The organism is Stenotrophomonas sp. SMYL41 (genome assembly GCF_036319965.1).
Classification (GTDB): Bacteria; Pseudomonadota; Gammaproteobacteria; order Xanthomonadales; family Xanthomonadaceae; genus Stenotrophomonas; species Stenotrophomonas maltophilia_R.
Genome location: NZ_JAWIRX010000004.1, coordinates 25853 through 42885 on the forward strand (window position 1 = coordinate 25853; position 17033 = coordinate 42885).

The window sequence follows — 17033 nt, forward strand, 5'->3', positions numbered from 1 at the left end:
TTCCCCCTCTACAACAACGGTTATCGCGACTTGCTGGCGCGCAGCGCCTGGATCTTCGGCGGCGGCTGGAACGAATCGCTGCGTGCATCGGCCCAGAATGCGTGGAACACCGCATGGTCCGGCACCTTGTGCAGCAGCTCACCCGGTTCCAGGTAGCGGTACAGCGACGCCAGCGAACGGATTTCCACCGGCGAGACGCGGCGCAGGATGTGCTCCGGCCCCAGCTCGGCCGGATCGTTCAGGCCGGCGGCACACAGCAGTTCCTTCAAGGCATGCAGCGTGTGCTCATGGTAGCTGTACACGCGGGTGGCCTTGTCCGGTGCATCCAGGTGCTTCCAGCGCGCCGGATCCTGGGTGGCGATGCCGGTTGGGCATTTGTCGGTGTGGCAGCTCAACGACTGGATGCAGCCCAGCGCGAACATGAAGCCACGGCCGGCATTGCACCAGTCGGCACCGAGCGCGATGGTGCGCGCGATATCAAACGCGCTGGTGATCTTGCCGGCGGCTCCGATGCGGATGCGCTCGCGAAGATCCAGGCCAACCAGGGTGTTGTGCACCAGCAGCAGCGCTTCGTGCATCGGCACGCCGACATGATCGACGAATTCGGCCGGCGCCGCGCCGGTGCCGCCCTCGGCACCGTCGACCACGATGAAGTCCGGCAGCAGGCCGGTTTCATGCATCGCCTTGGCAATGCCGAACCACTCCCACGGGTGGCCGATGGCCAGCTTGAAACCGACCGGCTTGCCACCGGACAACTCGCGCAGCCGGGCCACGAACTGCAGCAGTTCGACCGGCGTCGAGAATGCCGAATGACGCGACGGCGATACGCAGTCCACGCCCATCGGCACGCCACGGGTCACTGAAATTTCCGCGGTCACCTTCGGCGCCGGCAGCACGCCGCCGTGGCCGGGCTTGGCGCCCTGCGACAGCTTGATCTCGATCATCTTGACCTGGTCATGGGTGGCGTTGGCGACGAAGCGCTCTTCACTGAAACCGCCCTTCTCGTCACGGCAACCGAAGTAGCCCGATCCGATCTCCCAGACCAGATCGCCCCCCATCTCACGGTGGTACGGCGAAATCGAACCTTCGCCGGTATCGTGATAGAAGCCGCCGCGTCGCGCGCCCTCGTTCAGGGCGCGGATCGCATTGGCCGACAGTGAACCGAAGCTCATCGCCGAGATATTGAACACACTGGCCGAATAGGGCTTGGCGCAGTTGGCGCCAATCAATACGCGGAAATCATGCTTGGCGATGGCGGTCGGCGCCAGCGAGTGGTTGATCCACTCGTAATCGACAGCATAGGTGCTGCGCAGGGTGCCGAACGGCACCGTGTCCATCTCGTTCTTGGCGCGCTGGTAGATCAGCGCACGCTGCTGGCGCGAGAATGGCACGTCCTCCAGGTCGCTCTGCACGAAGTACTGGCGGATCTCCGGGCCGATCGATTCCAGGCCGTAGCGGAAGTGCGCCATCACCGGATAGTTCCGGCGCAGCGTGCTGCGCTTCTGCAGCAGATCCCAGGTCCCCAGCGCCACCATCGCGGCAGTCAGGCCGACGCCCCAATACCAGGCCGGCCAGATCGTGGCCAACCACAGGCAGATGGGGAACATCAGGATGGCGAGCAGGTAGACGATATACCGGTGCATGGCGTTCCTTGGTTGCAACTGCCTGCGAGTCTAACGCGCTGCCCGCCGCCCGGGTTTACAGGCGATCGTCAACCACGTTGCGTGGCCAGGTTGATTTCACGTCGTAGACCAGGCCACCCGGTGCCAGCAGCGACCGGATGCCGGCCTCGTCCATCGCCTTGAAGCGGGCATGGGCCACCGCCAGCACCACTGCGTCATAGGCACCTGCGACGGGTTCGGCCAGCCAATGCACGCCCTCATCGGCCAATGCCGCCGGGCCGACCCAGGGATCACTGACCTCGACCTGTGCACCGGCATCGTGCAGGCGCTGCGCCAGTTCCAGCGCGCGGCTGTTGCGCAGGTCCGGGCAATCCTCCTTGAAGGTCACACCGAGTACCAGGATGCGCGACTGCGCAGGTGCGCGACCGCGTTCGGCGAGCATCGCCAGCACCCGCGACGCCACATGCTCACCAACGCGGTTGTTGACCTGCCGCGCGGTGTGGATCAGGTCCGGGTGGTAGCCCACGCTCTCGGACTTGTGCAGCAGGTAGTACGGGTCCACGCCGATGCAGTGGCCACCGACCAGGCCCGGCCGGAAGGGCAGGAAATTCCACTTGCTGCCAGCCGCATCCAGCACATCCTGGGTATCGATGCCGAGGCGGTCGAAGATCAGCGCCAACTCATTGACGAGCGCGATGTTGACGTCACGCTGGATGTTCTCGACCACCTTGGCCGCTTCGGCCACTCGCATCGACGGCGCCGGGAAGGTACCGGCGGCAATGATGCGCTGGTACAGACCATCGATCACTGCCGCCACTTCCGTAGTCGACCCCGAGGTGATCTTGCGGATGTCGGCCAGGCGCCGCTGGCGGTCGCCGGGACTGACCCGCTCCGGGCTGTAGCCACAGTAGAAATCTTCGTTGAAGCGCAGGCCCGAGCCTTCTTCCAGCAACGGTACGCAGACCTCTTCGGTGGTCCCGGGGTACACCGTGGATTCGTAGATCACCAGGTCACCCGCGCGCAGGTGGCTGGCGATCAGCCGCGTGGCCGAACGCAACGGCTCCAGGTCGGGCTGCTCGTAGGCATCAATCGGGGTGGGCACGGTGACGATGTAGACGTTGCACGCATCGAGCAGGGCCGGATCGCTGCCATACCGCAGCTGCAGTGCACTGGCCAGCTCGTCGGCCTCCACTTCCAGCGTGTGGTCCCGGCCATCACGCAGCTCGGCGATGCGATCGGCATCGATGTCAAAGCCCAGCGTCGGCCAGTGCCTGCCGAAGGCCACCGCCAGCGGCAGGCCGACGTAGCCCAGCCCGATCACCGCGAAGCGAGGGGTCTCCGCTGCAGCAAGGGATGCGCTCACCGGCACGTCCTGCGCAACGGATGAAATTGCATGCGTGCTGCCTTGGCTTCGGCCAACCTACTCATTTGCTGCACCACTCCGGGCAAATCCACACCAGAAAGGCTACAGCCTAACGGCCCGGGTGCCCGGCCGCCAAGGTGGGGTCAGGAGCCCAGCGCGACCGCGGCCGGTTCCAGTTCACCATCAGCGCCGGTCCAGGCCTGCAGCAGGCGCTCGAAACCACCACTGCCAAGCAGGAAGCCCGGCCACGCCGCGTCGACGATCTGTGCCAGCAGGTCCGCATCGATGCGCCGGGTTCCCATCGACCAACGCGGAAACGCCCGCTGCGCCACTGGCGCGTGGCACAGCACTCTCAGCTGGCCATGGCTGCGCGCGTTGACGATGCGCTGATACACCGAATCGACGCCATCCTCCGGACCTTCCAGATACTGCAGGAAACGGCTGCCATCGAACATCAGCACACCGGTGACACCCGCTACACGGTTGAAAGCCGTGGCATCGGCCAGCAGGCGGTCAAGATCGGTTGTCTGCAGATCGGCGCGGGCCTCGCTGGCATAGGCAATCGCGTGCAGCGACATCAGGTGGCTCCCCCCCTGGGAACGATGGCATGGACTATGACATGAACAGGGACGACAGTTAAGCACGCCGCTCTCCTGCCGCAAACCAGCCTCTGTTCTGAAGGTGGGCTACAATCGGCGCCGCGCTGCAGGCCCGGATGGCGAAACTGGTAGACGCATCGGACTTAAAATCCGCCGGGGGCAACCCCATGCCGGTTCGATTCCGGCTCCGGGCACCATCGCATGTTTTGGGGCGCCAACGTGTTCGCCACGATTCGGCGCGAATCAGACACTTGGGGTGATCTGGAGTTTCGCGATCACGACGATTTGCCCGGACTTGCCCGGCCAGTCTTCCCAAGAACTCCCCATATGCTGCGGCCACGGCCAGCATCCAACGATCAGGGAACAAGTGGCGCGTACAGGTGTACGCAGCCGGCGTTCACGACTCCACCACCAAGCATGCGCAGCAGAACGCTGCGAAGTGGACTCGTGAGCGCGAAGCTGAGCGGCGTGATCGAAAACCGCCAGATTGGTCGCTACGCAAAGCGATGTGCCGCCAGGTCAAGGGGAGGCGTCCAAGCGAATGGGCGAGCGGTGGGCGTCGGTCCGCATCGCAGCCTGTGAACGATCACTGCACCGTTTGGACAGGCGAATTGCGACAGTCAGCAGTTCAGACATCATCGGTTGGCGAGAAGGCTGAAGCAGGTCAAGGTCGGAACGGTCGCACGCGAAATGCCTGACAGCTTGCTCCACTCAACCGAATCGGAAGACAAGTTCCGCCTCGTCGTCCAATCGACGGCCCGTAGCCGAAAACCCGAGCCGCTCGTAGAAGGGAAGCGCATTGCCGGCTTCTCGATCCATCGTTGTCAGGGAGACACCCTGCAATCCCACAAGCCTGGCGTAACCCAAGGCGAACTCGATCGCCTGAACGCCAACGTTGGCGCCCCGGGAACTCTTGTCGACCATCACCCTCCACACGTACAGGCAATTCTCCTGATAGTGATCATGGTCCTCGTCATCCTCATCCACCAGGCGAGGATCGATGAAGGAGATAACTCCAACGGGTCGACCTTCCTTGAAGATGCCGAACGTCAGGGATTCCGCAACGAAGGCCGCTTGCGCAAGCCACTCGGGGTTCGAGCAGATCAAGTGCTGCTCGGATTCTCGAACCGCAAGTTCGGACAACTCATCAACGTTGCTTCGATTGAGTGGGATGAACTGCATTGATTGCTTCATACCGTCCATCTACGCTTTAAGGCTTCAGCCCCAATCTTATCTGTTTCCGCGCATGAGCCGGCCTGGGGGCCCGGGTGAATGACACAGACGGCCACAGCAATCAGGCGCAAACGCGACCCCATATCCCGCGAACGCTCCGCCGCCAGCGGCGGCGTGGCGGCTCGGCATCGGGAGCGCGGCTTCGGCAAGAAATGCTGAAGCGTCAGATCGCACGCGAGTAACGCGGCTGCTCGTGGGCGGCGCGCAGGTACGGATCGAAGCACATCGCCAGCAGCCGCAGCAGCGGCCGCCCAGGCTCGCTGGCGCGCACTACACCATCGCGGTATTCGGCCAGCCCATCTTCCTGCAGCTGCTGCACCGAGTGCAGGTCTTCGGCGAAGTACTGCTCGAAATCAATGCCATGGCGCTGGCCCAGCACGGTGCCATCCACCTCGCCCTGGCACATCAGCTGCTGGATCAGTTCCGCACGCAGCTGGTCGTCGGCGCTCAGTGCCACGCCGCGCCAGACGGGCAGCTGGCCCTGGTCCACCGCGTCTTCCCACGATGGCAGGTCGCGCGGATTCTGGCTGTAGGTGGCACCGATGTGGCTGATCGCACTCACGCCCAGGCCGAGCAGATCGGTATCGGCGTGGGTGGTGTAGCCCATGAAGTTGCGATGCAGCTGCCCCGCACGCTGCGCACGCGACAGGTCCTCTTCCGGCAACGCGAAATGATCCATGCCGATGTACTGGTAACCTGCGGCAGAGAGCCGCTCCACCGCCAGCCCCAGCAGCGCCAGCTTTTCTTCCGGTGAGGGCAGCCGGCTTTCGTCGATCTGCTTCTGCGCGCGGAACAGGTGCGGAAGGTGCGCGTAGCCGTAGACCGCCAGGCGATCCGGGCGCAGCGCCAGCACCCGTTCGAGGGTGCGACCGAAGCCTTCCAGGCTCTGCCCAGGCAACCCATAGATCAGGTCGACGTTGACCGAACGCATGCCGCTGTCGCGGCACGCGCGCAGGATATCCAGCGTCTGCTGCACGCCCTGTATGCGGTTGATCGATTCCTGCACCTGCGGATCGAAATCCTGCACGCCCAGGCTGGCCCGGTTGAAGCCCAGCCGCGCCAGCATGGCGACGTCGCGGGTATCGATGAAGCGCGGGTCGAGTTCGATCGAGAAGTCGCGCTGTGGCGAATCGCTGAAATCGAAGCGCCGGCGCAGCCCCTCCACCAGCGTGGTCATCGCCTCGGCATCGAGGAAATTTGGCGTGCCGCCGCCCAGATGCAGCTGGATGACTTCGCGGCCATCCTCGAACTGCGGCGCCAGCAGGTCGGCCTCGGCCAGCACGCGCGAGACGTAGCTGTGGCCACGGCCACGATCACGGGTGATGACCCGGTTGCAGCCGCAATAGAAGCAGGGACTGGAACAGAACGGCACGTGCACGTAAAGCGACAGCGCCCGGGCCAGCTGGTTGCTGTCAGCGATCGCCTGGCGCAGTGCCGGCGCGTCGAAGCCATCATGGAAATGTGGCGCGGTCGGATACGAGGTGTAGCGCGGCCCCGGCCGGTCATGCCGGCGCAGCAGGTCGGGGTCGAAGTTCCAGGCCAGGCCACCGGCGGCGGGAGAGAACGTGTCCATGCCGCCAGCATCGCGCCGGGCGGCCGTGACCGCCTTGACCCAGATCAATCCCGGGTGGGGATTCCCAGCACCGGCAGGCCGACCTGCGGCCAGCGCAGCATCTGGTAGCGCTTCCAGAACGTGTCACCGATGCGCGCAGCCACGTCGTTGGCCAGCTCCTGCATAGGCGGGTTGCCGCACTCGGCGGTGGTGATCCGGAACAGCACCAGCCAACGGTCGAACAGGTCCTTGTCCAGTTCGATGGCCATGTGCTTGGACATGGGCGAACCCTTGAAGCGGCGGGTGCCGCGCAGCATCGCCGACCAGAAGTCGACCAGCTGCGCCAGGTGCTCCGTCCAGTCGTGGACGTGCGCCTCGAACACCGGCCCCAACCGCACTTCTTCGCGCACGCGCGCGTAGAAGTCGTGGACCAGGCGGGTCACTTCCTGCTCGGTGCACAACTCGGGCGAGGCGACGGGAAGAGCAGGCGGAGGTGTTGCGTTCATCGGGGTACCCAAAGCGTGCCGGCAGTGTGTCCCAGTCGGGCCGCACCGCCGTTGATCCAGATCAATGTCGGCGCGGTCCGCTGCACCTAGGCTGGCACGCTTGCAGGAAGCATGCCCTGCGGATGCTGCGCCGGCCTCGGCGGAGTATACGCGCCGCCCTCATTCCGATCCGGGACAGCATGAACAGACCCTCTCCCAGCCGCCGCCAGCAGCTGATCCAGCACTGGGGCGCCATCCTCTGGCCCAGCTTCATTGCCGCGGGCCTGGCCAGCGTGGTGTTCTTCGCCTTCGTCGACCCGCTGCGACTGCAGGCGATCAGTTTCCCGGGTACGCCGATCAGTCGTGAACTGGGCTATACGGCAGGCTTTTTCATGTTCTGGTCGGTGACAGCCCTGTCCAGCGCGGTCACCTGGTACCTGCAGCGCCCGATACCCGGTGACGACAACGAGCTGCCTCTGGGATGAGCATGCCCCGCACTGGAATTCCACGCTCCTGGCGTTGGCGCGGCGCGCTGAACGTGCTCCTGCTGGCGCTGTTCTATGCGTTGCCATGGCTGCGCTGGAACGGGCAGCAGGCCCTGCTGCTGGACATCAACGCACGACGCTTCGACCTGTTCGGCTGGACGCTGTGGCCCGGCGACGTCGGTGTACTGATCGGCCTGCTGGCGGTGCTGGCCGTTGGCCTTGCGTTGCTCACGCACCTCGCCGGCCGCGTCTGGTGCGGCCACGCCTGCCCGCAGACGCTGTGGCGGCGCGCCTTCGACTGGATCGCGCACGGCATGGCCCGGCTCTTGCCAGTGCCAGCGGTGCGCCCTGCCACTCAAGTGGCCTGGGGGTTGCTGTCGCTGTGGACCGGCATCACCTTCGTCGGCCTGTTCAGCCCGATCAGAGAACTGGTGGACGCAGCGCCGAACGCCGGCTGGAGTGGCTGGGAAACATTCTGGGTAGTGTTCTATGCCATAGCGACCTGGGCCAATGCCGGCTTGCTGCGCGAACAGGTGTGCCGTTCGCTGTGCCCGTTCGCACGCATGCAGCCGCTGCTGACCGATCCGCACACGCCCCGCATGTTGTACGACGCACGCCGCGGCGAACCGCGCGGCATGCGCCCTTCGGGCCTGGGTGGTGTGCTCGGCCGCGGCCGTGGCCTGCTCGACCCGACCACCGCACAGGACTACGTATTCCGCGCAGCACATCCGCTGCTGGCCGGACCGGTGCCCACTTTCAGCGCTGATCGCCTGGGCGACTGCACCGATTGCGCAGCGTGTGTCAGCGCCTGCCCGATGCAGCTGGACATCCGCCAGGGACCGCACGCCGATTGCCTGGCCTGCGGTGCCTGTCTGGATGCCTGCTCCCGGCAGCAGCACCAGGCCGGTTTCGGCTCGGGGCTGGTGCGCTACTGCAGCCCGCAGGCCATGGCCGGGCAACCGCGGCAATGGTGGCGACCGCGGACCTTGGCACTGCTTTCGATGCTGCTGGCGCTGTTGGCCTGTGGCGCCTGGCGCCTGCTTTGAATCAACGGATCAGCGCGGCCCGTTGGCGTGCGGCGGTACAAGCTGCGCACGTCGGACAATGCCAAGCTGCTCGATGATCAGCGCCATTTCATTGGTGACGTCGGTACGCTCGGTCCCCTGCGGGACCAGACGGTCCAGCACCTGCTGGTACGTATCCCAGAACGCCGGACCGCATCCGTGTTTGTGATAACTGGCTTCCAGTTCGCGGCGTACCCGTTCAGCCAAGCCATGCATGCCGTATTCCATACGACCTCCGTTGGACTTGTTCTGCATCGTTGACGGTCTACCGACTCACTTGCGAGCTACTGAAAGACTCCCGGGCTTCACGCCCGGTTGATGCCAATTAGTCACAGATTTCACGACAGGTCAATTACATGCAGCGACTTTCGTGATCGAAATTATTAATCGTTCACAAAACCACATACGGGGAGACGGGGTCGTCGGATGGGGCGGACCCGACACACTACCCGATCCCCCCCACCCCCTGTTCTAGTAGGCACTACCGATGGCCAAGCCCCGTTCCATCGAAGTTTCCTATATTGCTAAGCATACTTAGCAAACCACGCTTAGAGTGCTATATGCGACAAAATGCGGCGTAGCTCAGGCCTATTCTGCCTCTTTGGCCTCAGTCGCCGGGAACAGATGGGGGTAGCGTTGATGGAGGATGTATTGGCGCAGCGCAGGAATTGGGAAATCCCTGGGCCATTGCGACACAGCAGATCGGCTTATGCCAAAGAAGCGCGCCAGTTCGGCATCGGTCCGGAAACCCAGTCGGGTGCGCACCTGCCCCTTGCTCCAGAATTCGGTCACGGTCGGTCCTTCTGTTAACCAGACTTATTCTTGGAACAAGGGGACTTTGCGATCCACGCGTTAAGCTGGCTTGCATAGATGAATACTCTCGGCCAACGACTCGCCATTGCCATGAAGAAAGCCGGGCACCCTCGCCCGGCCGATCTGGCCCGCGCCGCCGATTCGACGACGGCAACCATCAGCAACTGGCTCAACGACCATGTCAGCCCCGCCCATGTAAAGGCCGAACAGCTGTTCCGCATCGCCGATGCGGCCAAGCTGGACGCGCGCGAACTGTTGTATGGCGTGAGCGGGCTTGGCGTCGGTGAGCGGGGCAATACCTATATCCCCAGCCAGGCCCACCTGGACGTCTGGCAGGACGCCTACGAACTGGTCAGCCATCTGGTGGAAGAGAAGGGTCTGGAGATCGACCATCGCCGCCACGCGGCATTGGACCTGCTGGCCTTCGAACTGCTGATGGACGGCTTCAGCCGCAGCAAGGTCATCCGGGTACTGACGACCTCGATGACGTGAATGCACTGCCGCTGGTAGCATGGTCGTCGATGGGGATGGGGCTCCCCCGATAACCGCCTGAAAGGGCTGATGGCTCCTGCCAGGACGAACCGGTGTTCGTCGAGGGCAGGCCGTGCCCGCCCTCGGCGTTCGCCATCGAATCAGCGAACCCCTACCCGAGGCACGTGATGCACGCATTGAACAACTATTTGCTGGTCTTCATCGGCGGCGGACTCGGTGCCTGCCTGCGCCACGCCTGCAACCTGATCGGTGCGCGCGTAGCGGTCGGCAGTCCGTGGCCCTGGTCGACCTTCCTGATCAACATCAGCGGTGCACTGCTGATGGGCGTGCTGGTCGAAGCCTTCGCCCTGCGCAATGGCGCCTCGCCGCAGATGCGCCTGCTGCTGGCCACGGGCGTTCTCGGCGGATACACCACGTTCTCCACCTATGCGCTGGAAATCGGCCTGCTGCTGCAGCGTGGCCAGCACGGCCTGGCAGCGCTGTACGCCGGCGGTTCGGTGGCACTGGGCCTGGTCGGCCTGTTCGGCGGCATGAAACTGGCGCAGCTGGTGCTGGGCTGAGGCTCAGGCCACGCCCGCGCGGACCTGTCCGCGCCACTCCCGCGGCGACTGCCCGGTATGCGCCTTGAACGCACGCGACAGCGCCGCTTCGCTGCCGTACCCCACGTCGTCGGCAATCCGCTTGAGCAGCCTGCCCTGCCGCAACGCCTGCTGTGCCAGGCCCACCCGCCAGCCCTGCAGATACTGGCCCGGCGTGGTACCCATCGCCTCACGGAAGCTGGCGGCGAACACACTGCGCGACATGCCGGCGACGTCGGCCAGGTCTTCCAGCGTCCACGCCCGCGCCGGCGCTTCATGCATCGCCACCAACGCCAGTCGCAGCCGAGGATGACCGAGACCGGCGAACAGGCCGCCACGCATCTGGCCGCCTTCCATCAGCTGGCGCAGCACCTGGATCATCACCACCTCGAACAGCCGGTTGACCATCGCCGCCCGCCCGCAGCGCTGCTCGAAGGCTTCTTCGAACAGCAGTTCCAGCGCCGCGTTGCCGCCATACAGATCGGCCAGCGGCAGGCAGATGAAATCAGGCAGCGCGGCGCTGATCGGATTGAGCCGGCCGCCCTCGAAATGCAGGTTGGCGCAGGCCATGTCGGCGCCCTGCTGCGGGTCGGTGCTGAAGCGGTGCGGCATCGGCCGTGGGTAAAGCAGCAGGCTGGGCACCTCGACCTGCACAGTCTGCTGGCCATGACTGACCTGCAGCGGGCCCCGCCGCACCAGATGCAGCTGGCCGGCCTCATCCTCCCCCTGCAGGGTGTTGATACCGCATAGCGCGCCGGCATGGAACACCGAGGCGGTGACCGCGAAGCGTTCGAGCAGGATGGCGAGACGGTCGACCACGGAGGGACTCCAGATCAAGCGAATAGGGTTCAATGCGTCACATCGTATCGGAATCGCCATCACAATGATCGACTGAACGTCGCCGTTCGCAGGCGCTCACCCCTCCTGTGCATGACGGATCACCACGAAACCCTCCTCCGGCGCAGGTGCCACGAAATGGCGGGTGATCTGCTCGAAGGCGTCATCGCTGGCCTGGAACGGGTGCTCACCGCGTGCGTTGCGGGCACGCAACCGCGCCTTGCAGATGGCGTCGGGAACATCGAGAAAATGCAGCTGATGGGCAACGCCGGCCGACTCGAACAGTCCGCGGCCCCAGGCACGGGCGGCGGGCGTGTTGAACGGAACGTCGAGCACGACGGAGACACCAGCCTGCAGGATCGCGCGGACATGCGGCGTCAGCGCAGCGCGCAGTGCTGACGCGCGCCGCAGGTAGTCGGCGACGGAATGGATCTGATCGGGATACAGCGCCGCCAGCCAGGTGTCTTCGCTGATCAGCACGTGGCACGGCTGCGCTACCAACTGCTGCGACAGGGTGGATTTGCCGGCGCCGATCTTGCCGCACACCAGGTGCAGGGTCGGGGCATTGCCGGTTGATGAAAGAGGGTGCATCTGCGTTCTCCTCGGTGGATTCCAGTACCCGGGAGAGCGCTGCATGCAACCCGCCTTCCCGGGCGGGTTGCATGGCCGTGGCGACCGCGCGCTATCCCGCCTTCCCGTGGGGAACGCGGATAATCGACGCGGCAGTGTGCTGGGCCATGCCGCCAGCGTAGAGCGCGGCACGGCCGACCGGCAATCCCCTGCGGCAGTGCAGCGCGCGCAATAATTCGCAGGCATCTATGCTCGGCGCCATTCCCGCATGGATGACCACGATGCGCCCCTTGCTTCGATGCGCCCTCGTCCTCGGCCTGCTGCTGCCTGCCGCATCGTTGTTGGCTGCGCCAGCCACTGCACCCCGCATGCTCAGTGGTGAGCTGCAGGGAACGCCCTGGCGCCTGGACGTACCGGCTGACTGGAATGGCGACCTGGTGATGCTGGCGCACGGCTACGAGCCGGTGGGTGTGCCACGCACTACGCCGATGGCCGCCAATGACAGCACCGCAGCACTGCTGGCCGCAGGCTACGCCGTCGCGCAGAGCGCGTATGCCAGCCAGGGTTGGGCGGTGGCCGATGCGATCACCGACATGGAACGCCTGCGCCAGCACGCGCTGGGCGAGCTCAAGCGCGTGCGCCAGACCTGGCTGCTCGGATTCTCGATGGGCGGCGCAGTGACCTTGGCCAGCCTCGAGCGCTACCCGCAGCACTACGCCGGTGGCGTCTCGCTGTGCGGTGCCAACCTCAGTGGCGAACAGATCGCCGCCGACCTACTGACCACGCTGGTCGCCTTCGATTTCTTCTTCCCCAACGCGGCAGGCCTGCCCGCCGCCGGACTTGCCTCGCGTGAAGCAGCCGCGTTGCCGCAGGCAACGCTCTATCAAGGCATCGCCGGCGCACTGCAGCAGAACCCACAGCATGCCGAGGTGCTGGCCAGGCAGCTGCAGGTTGCTCCGGATGCACTGGCCGGTACGATCAGCCTGCATGCACTGGTCCTGCACGAGCTGGCCGCACGCAGTGGCGGCATGCCGGTGAGCAACAGGGGCGTGGTCTACCGGGGTTTCGGTGACGACACGGCGTTCAATGCCGGCGTGCAGCGTGTCGACGCGGTGCCCGCTGCACAGGCCGATGTCCGCGCCAGGCTGGCACTGAGCGGCGCGTTGAAACGACCGCTGGTGATCCAGTTCAACAACAACGACCCCACCATCGTGCCGCACATGCAGACGGTGTATCCGCAGCTGGCGGCGCATGCCGGCGCACGGCCGTTGCCGCGGGTGCTGCCTGCGGCAGGCAAAGGACATTGCGGCTTCTCTGAAGCAGACGTGGTCGAAGCGTTGAAGGCTGCACAGCAGTGAAAACAACGGGTGTCGCGGTGCATCAAGGCCGCAATGAAAGGACTGCTATGGTAGCCCCGCCCATTGACGGGCAAACAAAGGACTGACGTGATGATCAAGACGACCTTGAGGACCGTGATGCTCCTTGGCATGGCCGTGACTGGCCTGGCCTTCGCCGCAGATTCCTGCGACTTCTGCACGCTGAAGCTTGAACAGTGCCTGCGTGCAACCCATGGGCCATTGGGCAAGACCTCGCAGCAGTGCGAGGCCGAGTACCGCCTGTGCCGCGAAACGGATTGCCCGTCTCCCTGACCGGCGTCCCCGGCCGGCTCCTGCGGGAGCCGGCTCAGCGACGGCCGGCGTGCCCGGATTCCACCTCAAGCAGGCGCGCCGGCAACTGTTCCAGCAATGCGTCCACCGCCACCCGTGTCTTCAGCGGCAGGTGGGGAACACGCGGCCACACCGCATGGATCGGATAGATGGCACTGGAGGCAGCCGGGAAAACCTCCTGCAATCGGCCCAGCTGCAAGGCCTCGCGCACCAGCCAGTACGGGAGCCAGGCCACGCCCAGCCCCGCTGCGGCCGCATCGGCCACGCCCTGCAGATCGTCCATCAGCACGCGCGCATCCGGCTTCAACACCTGCGGCTCGCCATCCACCCGCATCCTCCATTCCATCACCTGGCCGCGCCGGCTGTAAGCCACCGCCTCCAGCCCACGCAGTGCGTCGACAGTGTGCGGCAGCTCGCGCCCAGCCATGAAAGCCGGCGAGGCGCAGATCGCCATGCGGTGTTCACCCAGCGGCCGCGCCACGAGATCGCTGCTGTCCGGCAACGCGCCGATGCGGATCGCAAGGTCGATCCCCTCCTCACGCACGTCCACGGCGCGATCGCTGAACTGCAGATCCAGCGCCAGCGCCGGATGCTGCCGGGCCAGCTCCAGCAGGATCGGTGCAATGCACAGGTGGCCGAACAACACCGGCAGGGACACGCGCAGGCGACCGGCAACCTGGGTGCGCCCGCCCTCGAGCGCAGCCTCGCCTGCACGGATTTCCTCCAGCGCGCGCAGGCAATGCTGGTAGTAGAGCGCCCCCGCCTCGGTCAACTGCTGGCTGCGGGTGGTGCGCTGGAACAGCTGCGTGCCCAGCCGTGCTTCCAGCCGCGCAATGCTCTTGGCCACCGCCGAACGGGTGACCTGCAGCGCGTTGGCCGCCTGCGCGAAGTTGCCGGCCTGCACCGTGGCCACGAACACGTCGATTCCGTTCAGATCGGACAGGGCCACAATGTATCCACCCAGGAACCAATGGAAAGACAAAATAGCGCCACTGGCGAAGATTTTAAAGTCTAGAGTGGGCACCCTTCCCGTCCACGCAGATCGCCTTCCGGCCATGAACAAAGTGCTTGTCCTCCATTCCAGCCTCAACGGCACCGCTTCGCGCAGCGCCGGCCTGATCAATCGTTTCCTTGCCGAGCGTGCAGCGCAGGGTTTCGATGACGCCGTCACCGTGCGCGACCTCGCCGCACTGGACCTGCCGGTGCTGGATGAGGAGATCTTCCACGCACTGCGCGGTGCAGAGAACCCGGGGCCGCGTGCGCGACAGGCCATCGCGCTGTCCGATGCGCTGATCGGCGAACTGATGGACAGCGACCTGCTGCTGATCGCCGCACCGATGTACAACCTCAACGTACCGACGCCGCTGAAAAACTGGTTCGACCTGGTCGCCCGCGCGCGCGTGACCTTCCGCTACACCGAGACCTGGCCGCAAGGCCTGGTCAAGGGCGTGGAAGCGGTGGTGTTCAGCCCGCGCGGCGGCGTGCATGTCGGCCAGGGCACCGACACGGTGACGCCCTACCTGCAATCGGTGCTGGGCCTGATCGGCATCACCGAGGTTGATTTCGTCTACGCCGAAGGCATGGACATCCGCCCACATGGCATCGAGCAGGGCATGGCCCGCGCGCAGGCACAATTGACCGCATTGGCGCAGCGCATGCCATTGCCGAACGCTTAGGATGCAGGGGCCGGCAAGCACCCTGCCGCCTCTTTCCCCGCTGAAGCAACACCCGATGGCCTTCTTCGAACGACTGAGCGAAACCCGCTACCTGCCAACCGAGCATACCGGCGGCGCCTGGAACACCCGCGAGCAGCACATCGCGCCAGCGATCGGCCTGCTGGCCCATCACCTCGAACGCGACGCCGCGGCGCGCGGCCATGGCTTCCTGATCGCGCGCCTGTCCTACGACATCCTCGGCACCGTTCCGATCGACGCGATGGAAGCCGACGTACAGGTGCTGCGCGGCGGTCGCACCATCGAACTGGTGGAGGCCACACTGCGGCACGATGACCGTCCGGCGCTGCGCATGCGCGCCTGGTTGATGCGCCCGAACGATACCGGGGCGATCGCCGGCACGCCGATCGCCGGCATTGCTCCGCCAGAATCGATGCCGGTGTGGGACCCGGGCACGGTCTGGCCCGGGGGCTTCATCCAGAGCATCGAGATCCGTCGCCACCATCAGGGGCCGGGCCGCGCAACCTACTGGGCCCGCGCAACGCAGCCGCTGCTGGACGGTGAGGTGGTCAGCCCATTGGCGCGCGCCGCCACGCTGTTCGACCTGTCCAACGGCATGGCGGTACGCGCCGACCCGAAGGAGGTCGCCTTCCCGAACCTGGACCTCACCGCTCACCTGTTCGGCATGCCCGAGGGCGAGTGGCTGGGCTTCGACACATCGGTGTCGTTCGGCCGCCAGGGCATCGGACTGACCAGCACCGTGCTGCACGATGCGCATGGTCCAATCGGAACACTCGGCCAGGCGCTGACGGTGCGCCCGTAGATGCAACAGGCGGCATCAGCCGCCCAGCGTGCCCATGGTGAAGGTGTAGCCGGAACTCATCAGGAACTCGCGCATGCGCATTTCCGCGCGGCGCGGTGAAGCCAGATTGGCTGGTGCATACAGCGCGTAGACCACGCCCGCGCCTTCGATGGCCTCGCGCCGCACGCCACAGTGGCGGGTCTCCGAGGCAATCACCCAGCCATCCTTCAACCGGTCCGGCCCGATCGATTGGCCGTTCATCAGCCGGAACGTCAACCAGCGTACTTCCGCAGCGGACTTGCTCATCGGCGGCATTCCGGCTGCGTGCTGTCGTCCATCATGTCCTTGCTCGCCATTGCAGCTCCCTGAGACGTGGAACCTGACCATAGCGCCTCCGCATGTCGCGGGTGAATGAGACTGGCCGGAGCGCTCAGGTCGCCAGGCCGAACCGCTTCCACAACGCTTCGCGCCCCGGCGGTGTCAGCCGCAGTTCGCGACGGCCTTCAACACGCCGCAGCCAATCGTTGTTCACGAAGCTGTCCAGCAACGCCTCGCCGACCAGCCCGGCCAGATGCGGGTGCCGCTCGGTGCAGTCCAGGCATCCCCGGCAATAGCGCGCGGGCCTGACCGTTGCCGGATGCTGCAGCACCTCGGCCAGCGGCTGGCCGAGCTCCCGCAGGAACGCCGCCCCTTCTACGCTCACCTGCCAATAGCCGTCGCGCGGCACAAGGTGCCCGGCTTGCAGCAGGCGATCGGTGATGGCTACCGCATGCACCCCGGCCAGGTGCCGGTAGCACGAGCGAGCCTCGCGCAGCGCCGGCAGCTTGCGTGACGCGGCCGCGGTGCATGAGGGCGCGCGGTCGGCCACACGCAGGATGCCCTCCAGCATGTCCGCGACCTCGGTCGACGCCAGCCGATGGTATCGATGGCGCCCCTGCGGAATGACCACCAGCAGATCGCCTTCGATCAGGCGCCGCAGGTGCGTGCTCGCCGTCTGCGGCGTCACCCCGGCCACCCGCGCCAGCTCCATCGCGGTGTAGGCGCGGCCGTCCATCAGCTGCAGCAACATTGCGGCGCGCGCCTGGTCACCGACCAGGGCACCGACACTGACAAGGGAACCGGAGGTGTGGACCATGCCGGCATTGTGGCATGCAGGGACCTGCCGACAGTTCGATGCAGACCGAAGCATTGCCTGCCC

At 65.6% G+C, this 17033-nt stretch carries 21 protein-coding genes, 1 tRNA gene and 1 riboswitch; of the genes, 9 read left to right on the plus strand and 13 right to left on the minus strand.

Features of this window, described 5'->3' with window-relative positions:
* Positions 1 to 20: 20 nt before the first annotated feature.
* The 3 genes from V3B30_RS05900 to V3B30_RS05910 all read right to left on the minus strand — a co-directional run bounded on the left by V3B30_RS05900 (position 21) and on the right by V3B30_RS05910 (position 3563).
* Positions 21 to 1643 carry an FMN-binding glutamate synthase family protein gene (locus V3B30_RS05900; protein ID WP_100471890.1) on the minus strand — a complete coding sequence of 541 codons (1623 nt, stop codon included), beginning with the start codon at positions 1641 to 1643 and terminating at the stop codon, positions 21 to 23.
* A 55-nt stretch (positions 1644 to 1698) separates the two neighbouring features.
* The gene (locus V3B30_RS05905; protein ID WP_100475181.1) at positions 1699 to 2985 is read right to left on the minus strand and encodes a nucleotide sugar dehydrogenase; all 1287 of its coding nucleotides are present in this window, start codon (positions 2983 to 2985) and stop codon (positions 1699 to 1701) included.
* A gap of 143 nt (positions 2986 to 3128) precedes the next feature.
* Positions 3129 to 3563, minus strand: coding sequence for a BLUF domain-containing protein (locus tag V3B30_RS05910; RefSeq protein WP_100471889.1), 435 nt, complete (start codon positions 3561 to 3563; stop codon positions 3129 to 3131).
* Positions 3564 to 3694: 131 nt separating this feature from the next.
* Between V3B30_RS05910 and V3B30_RS05915 the strand changes: the two genes are divergently transcribed.
* Positions 3695 to 3781, plus strand: a tRNA-Leu gene (locus V3B30_RS05915).
* 514 nt (positions 3782 to 4295) lie between these two features.
* On the opposite strand, the gene V3B30_RS05920 is transcribed toward V3B30_RS05915, so the two are convergent.
* From V3B30_RS05920 to V3B30_RS05930, 3 genes are all read right to left on the minus strand, one after another.
* The gene (locus V3B30_RS05920) at positions 4296 to 4766 is read right to left on the minus strand and encodes a GNAT family N-acetyltransferase (RefSeq protein WP_100471888.1); all 471 of its coding nucleotides are present in this window, start codon (positions 4764 to 4766) and stop codon (positions 4296 to 4298) included.
* A gap of 214 nt (positions 4767 to 4980) precedes the next feature.
* On the minus strand, positions 4981 to 6390 hold the full coding sequence (gene hemN / locus V3B30_RS05925; protein ID WP_262084428.1) for an oxygen-independent coproporphyrinogen III oxidase: 1410 nt from the start codon (positions 6388 to 6390) through the stop codon (positions 4981 to 4983).
* Positions 6391 to 6434: 44 nt separating this feature from the next.
* The gene (locus V3B30_RS05930; protein ID WP_262084429.1) at positions 6435 to 6875 is read right to left on the minus strand and encodes a group III truncated hemoglobin; all 441 of its coding nucleotides are present in this window, start codon (positions 6873 to 6875) and stop codon (positions 6435 to 6437) included.
* Positions 6876 to 7054: 179 nt separating this feature from the next.
* On the opposite strand from V3B30_RS05930, the gene V3B30_RS05935 reads away from it, so the two are divergent.
* Both V3B30_RS05935 and V3B30_RS05940 read left to right on the plus strand, forming a co-directional pair.
* Positions 7055 to 7339, plus strand: coding sequence for a hypothetical protein (locus V3B30_RS05935; RefSeq protein ID WP_262084430.1), 285 nt, complete (start codon positions 7055 to 7057; stop codon positions 7337 to 7339).
* 2 nt (positions 7340 to 7341) lie between these two features.
* The gene (locus tag V3B30_RS05940) at positions 7342 to 8385 is read left to right on the plus strand and encodes a 4Fe-4S dicluster domain-containing protein (protein ID WP_262084671.1); all 1044 of its coding nucleotides are present in this window, start codon (positions 7342 to 7344) and stop codon (positions 8383 to 8385) included.
* 9 nt (positions 8386 to 8394) lie between these two features.
* On the opposite strand, the gene V3B30_RS05945 is transcribed toward V3B30_RS05940, so the two are convergent.
* Positions 8395 to 8631 (minus strand): hypothetical protein, encoded by a 237-nt coding sequence (locus V3B30_RS05945; protein ID WP_262084672.1) that lies wholly within the window; start codon positions 8629 to 8631, stop codon positions 8395 to 8397.
* Positions 8632 to 8991: 360 nt separating this feature from the next.
* Entirely contained in the window at positions 8992 to 9195 is a 204-nt protein-coding gene (locus tag V3B30_RS05950) for a Cro/CI family transcriptional regulator (protein ID WP_262084431.1), read from the minus strand.
* A gap of 111 nt (positions 9196 to 9306) precedes the next feature.
* Here V3B30_RS05950 and V3B30_RS05955 point away from each other — a divergent pair, with 111 nt between their 5' ends.
* Together V3B30_RS05955 and crcB are read left to right on the plus strand one after the other, a co-directional pair.
* Entirely contained in the window at positions 9307 to 9708 is a 402-nt protein-coding gene (locus V3B30_RS05955; protein WP_005415999.1) for a helix-turn-helix transcriptional regulator, read from the plus strand.
* A gap of 22 nt (positions 9709 to 9730) precedes the next feature.
* A riboswitch (Fluoride riboswitch) is annotated at positions 9731 to 9794 on the plus strand.
* Positions 9795 to 9875: 81 nt separating this feature from the next.
* Positions 9876 to 10268, plus strand: coding sequence for a fluoride efflux transporter CrcB (gene crcB / locus V3B30_RS05960; protein WP_262084432.1), 393 nt, complete (start codon positions 9876 to 9878; stop codon positions 10266 to 10268).
* A gap of 3 nt (positions 10269 to 10271) precedes the next feature.
* On the opposite strand, the gene V3B30_RS05965 is transcribed toward crcB, so the two are convergent.
* Together V3B30_RS05965 and V3B30_RS05970 are read right to left on the minus strand one after the other, a co-directional pair.
* Entirely contained in the window at positions 10272 to 11105 is an 834-nt protein-coding gene (locus V3B30_RS05965) for an AraC family transcriptional regulator (protein ID WP_262084433.1), read from the minus strand.
* A 96-nt stretch (positions 11106 to 11201) separates the two neighbouring features.
* On the minus strand, positions 11202 to 11714 hold the full coding sequence (locus V3B30_RS05970; RefSeq protein WP_262084434.1) for an ATP-binding protein: 513 nt from the start codon (positions 11712 to 11714) through the stop codon (positions 11202 to 11204).
* A gap of 260 nt (positions 11715 to 11974) precedes the next feature.
* On the opposite strand from V3B30_RS05970, the gene V3B30_RS05975 reads away from it, so the two are divergent.
* Both V3B30_RS05975 and V3B30_RS05980 read left to right on the plus strand, forming a co-directional pair.
* Entirely contained in the window at positions 11975 to 13051 is a 1077-nt protein-coding gene (locus V3B30_RS05975; protein ID WP_262084435.1) for an alpha/beta fold hydrolase, read from the plus strand.
* A gap of 90 nt (positions 13052 to 13141) precedes the next feature.
* Positions 13142 to 13342, plus strand: coding sequence for a hypothetical protein (locus V3B30_RS05980; protein ID WP_100471878.1), 201 nt, complete (start codon positions 13142 to 13144; stop codon positions 13340 to 13342).
* A gap of 34 nt (positions 13343 to 13376) precedes the next feature.
* On the opposite strand, the gene V3B30_RS05985 is transcribed toward V3B30_RS05980, so the two are convergent.
* The gene (locus tag V3B30_RS05985; RefSeq protein WP_262084436.1) at positions 13377 to 14309 is read right to left on the minus strand and encodes a LysR family transcriptional regulator; all 933 of its coding nucleotides are present in this window, start codon (positions 14307 to 14309) and stop codon (positions 13377 to 13379) included.
* A 106-nt stretch (positions 14310 to 14415) separates the two neighbouring features.
* On the opposite strand from V3B30_RS05985, the gene V3B30_RS05990 reads away from it, so the two are divergent.
* Positions 14416 to 15036: an NAD(P)H-dependent oxidoreductase gene (locus V3B30_RS05990; protein ID WP_262084437.1), complete on the plus strand. Its 621-nt coding sequence runs from the start codon at positions 14416 to 14418 to the stop codon at positions 15034 to 15036.
* A gap of 55 nt (positions 15037 to 15091) precedes the next feature.
* Complete coding sequence (locus V3B30_RS05995) at positions 15092 to 15856, plus strand: thioesterase family protein (RefSeq protein ID WP_262084438.1); 765 nt, start codon at positions 15092 to 15094, stop codon at positions 15854 to 15856.
* A 15-nt stretch (positions 15857 to 15871) separates the two neighbouring features.
* Here V3B30_RS05995 and V3B30_RS06000 read toward each other — a convergent pair whose 3' ends face one another.
* Positions 15872 to 16141, minus strand: a complete 270-nt coding sequence (locus V3B30_RS06000) for a hypothetical protein (RefSeq protein ID WP_008267735.1) — start codon at positions 16139 to 16141, stop codon at positions 15872 to 15874.
* A 124-nt stretch (positions 16142 to 16265) separates the two neighbouring features.
* Positions 16266 to 16970: a winged helix-turn-helix domain-containing protein gene (locus V3B30_RS06005; protein WP_262084439.1), complete on the minus strand. Its 705-nt coding sequence runs from the start codon at positions 16968 to 16970 to the stop codon at positions 16266 to 16268.
* Between the last annotated feature and the right edge of the window lie 63 nt (positions 16971 to 17033).

Excerpts from the sequence above, each read along its gene's own strand:
- V3B30_RS05980 (WP_100471878.1), top strand. The coding sequence starts at position 13,142 with ATGATCAAGACGACCTTGAGGACCGTGATGCTCCTTGGCATGGCCGTG.
- V3B30_RS06000 (WP_008267735.1), bottom strand. The coding sequence starts at position 16,141 with ATGAGCAAGTCCGCTGCGGAAGTACGCTGGTTGACGTTCCGGCTGATG.
- V3B30_RS05930 (WP_262084429.1), bottom strand. The coding sequence starts at position 6,875 with ATGAACGCAACACCTCCGCCTGCTCTTCCCGTCGCCTCGCCCGAGTTG.
- V3B30_RS05955 (WP_005415999.1), top strand. The coding sequence starts at position 9,307 with ATGAAGAAAGCCGGGCACCCTCGCCCGGCCGATCTGGCCCGCGCCGCC.
- crcB (WP_262084432.1), top strand. The coding sequence starts at position 9,876 with ATGCACGCATTGAACAACTATTTGCTGGTCTTCATCGGCGGCGGACTC.
- V3B30_RS05940 (WP_262084671.1), top strand. The coding sequence starts at position 7,342 with ATGCCCCGCACTGGAATTCCACGCTCCTGGCGTTGGCGCGGCGCGCTG.
- V3B30_RS05990 (WP_262084437.1), top strand. The coding sequence starts at position 14,416 with ATGAACAAAGTGCTTGTCCTCCATTCCAGCCTCAACGGCACCGCTTCG.
- V3B30_RS05935 (WP_262084430.1), top strand. The coding sequence starts at position 7,055 with ATGAACAGACCCTCTCCCAGCCGCCGCCAGCAGCTGATCCAGCACTGG.
- V3B30_RS05995 (WP_262084438.1), top strand. The coding sequence starts at position 15,092 with ATGGCCTTCTTCGAACGACTGAGCGAAACCCGCTACCTGCCAACCGAG.
- hemN (WP_262084428.1), bottom strand. The coding sequence starts at position 6,390 with ATGGACACGTTCTCTCCCGCCGCCGGTGGCCTGGCCTGGAACTTCGAC.
- V3B30_RS05900 (WP_100471890.1), bottom strand. The coding sequence starts at position 1,643 with ATGCACCGGTATATCGTCTACCTGCTCGCCATCCTGATGTTCCCCATC.
- V3B30_RS05945 (WP_262084672.1), bottom strand. The coding sequence starts at position 8,631 with ATGGAATACGGCATGCATGGCTTGGCTGAACGGGTACGCCGCGAACTG.
- V3B30_RS05910 (WP_100471889.1), bottom strand. The coding sequence starts at position 3,563 with ATGTCGCTGCACGCGATTGCCTATGCCAGCGAGGCCCGCGCCGATCTG.
- V3B30_RS05920 (WP_100471888.1), bottom strand. The coding sequence starts at position 4,766 with ATGCAGTTCATCCCACTCAATCGAAGCAACGTTGATGAGTTGTCCGAA.
- V3B30_RS05975 (WP_262084435.1), top strand. The coding sequence starts at position 11,975 with ATGCGCCCCTTGCTTCGATGCGCCCTCGTCCTCGGCCTGCTGCTGCCT.
- V3B30_RS05970 (WP_262084434.1), bottom strand. The coding sequence starts at position 11,714 with ATGCACCCTCTTTCATCAACCGGCAATGCCCCGACCCTGCACCTGGTG.
- V3B30_RS06005 (WP_262084439.1), bottom strand. The coding sequence starts at position 16,970 with ATGGTCCACACCTCCGGTTCCCTTGTCAGTGTCGGTGCCCTGGTCGGT.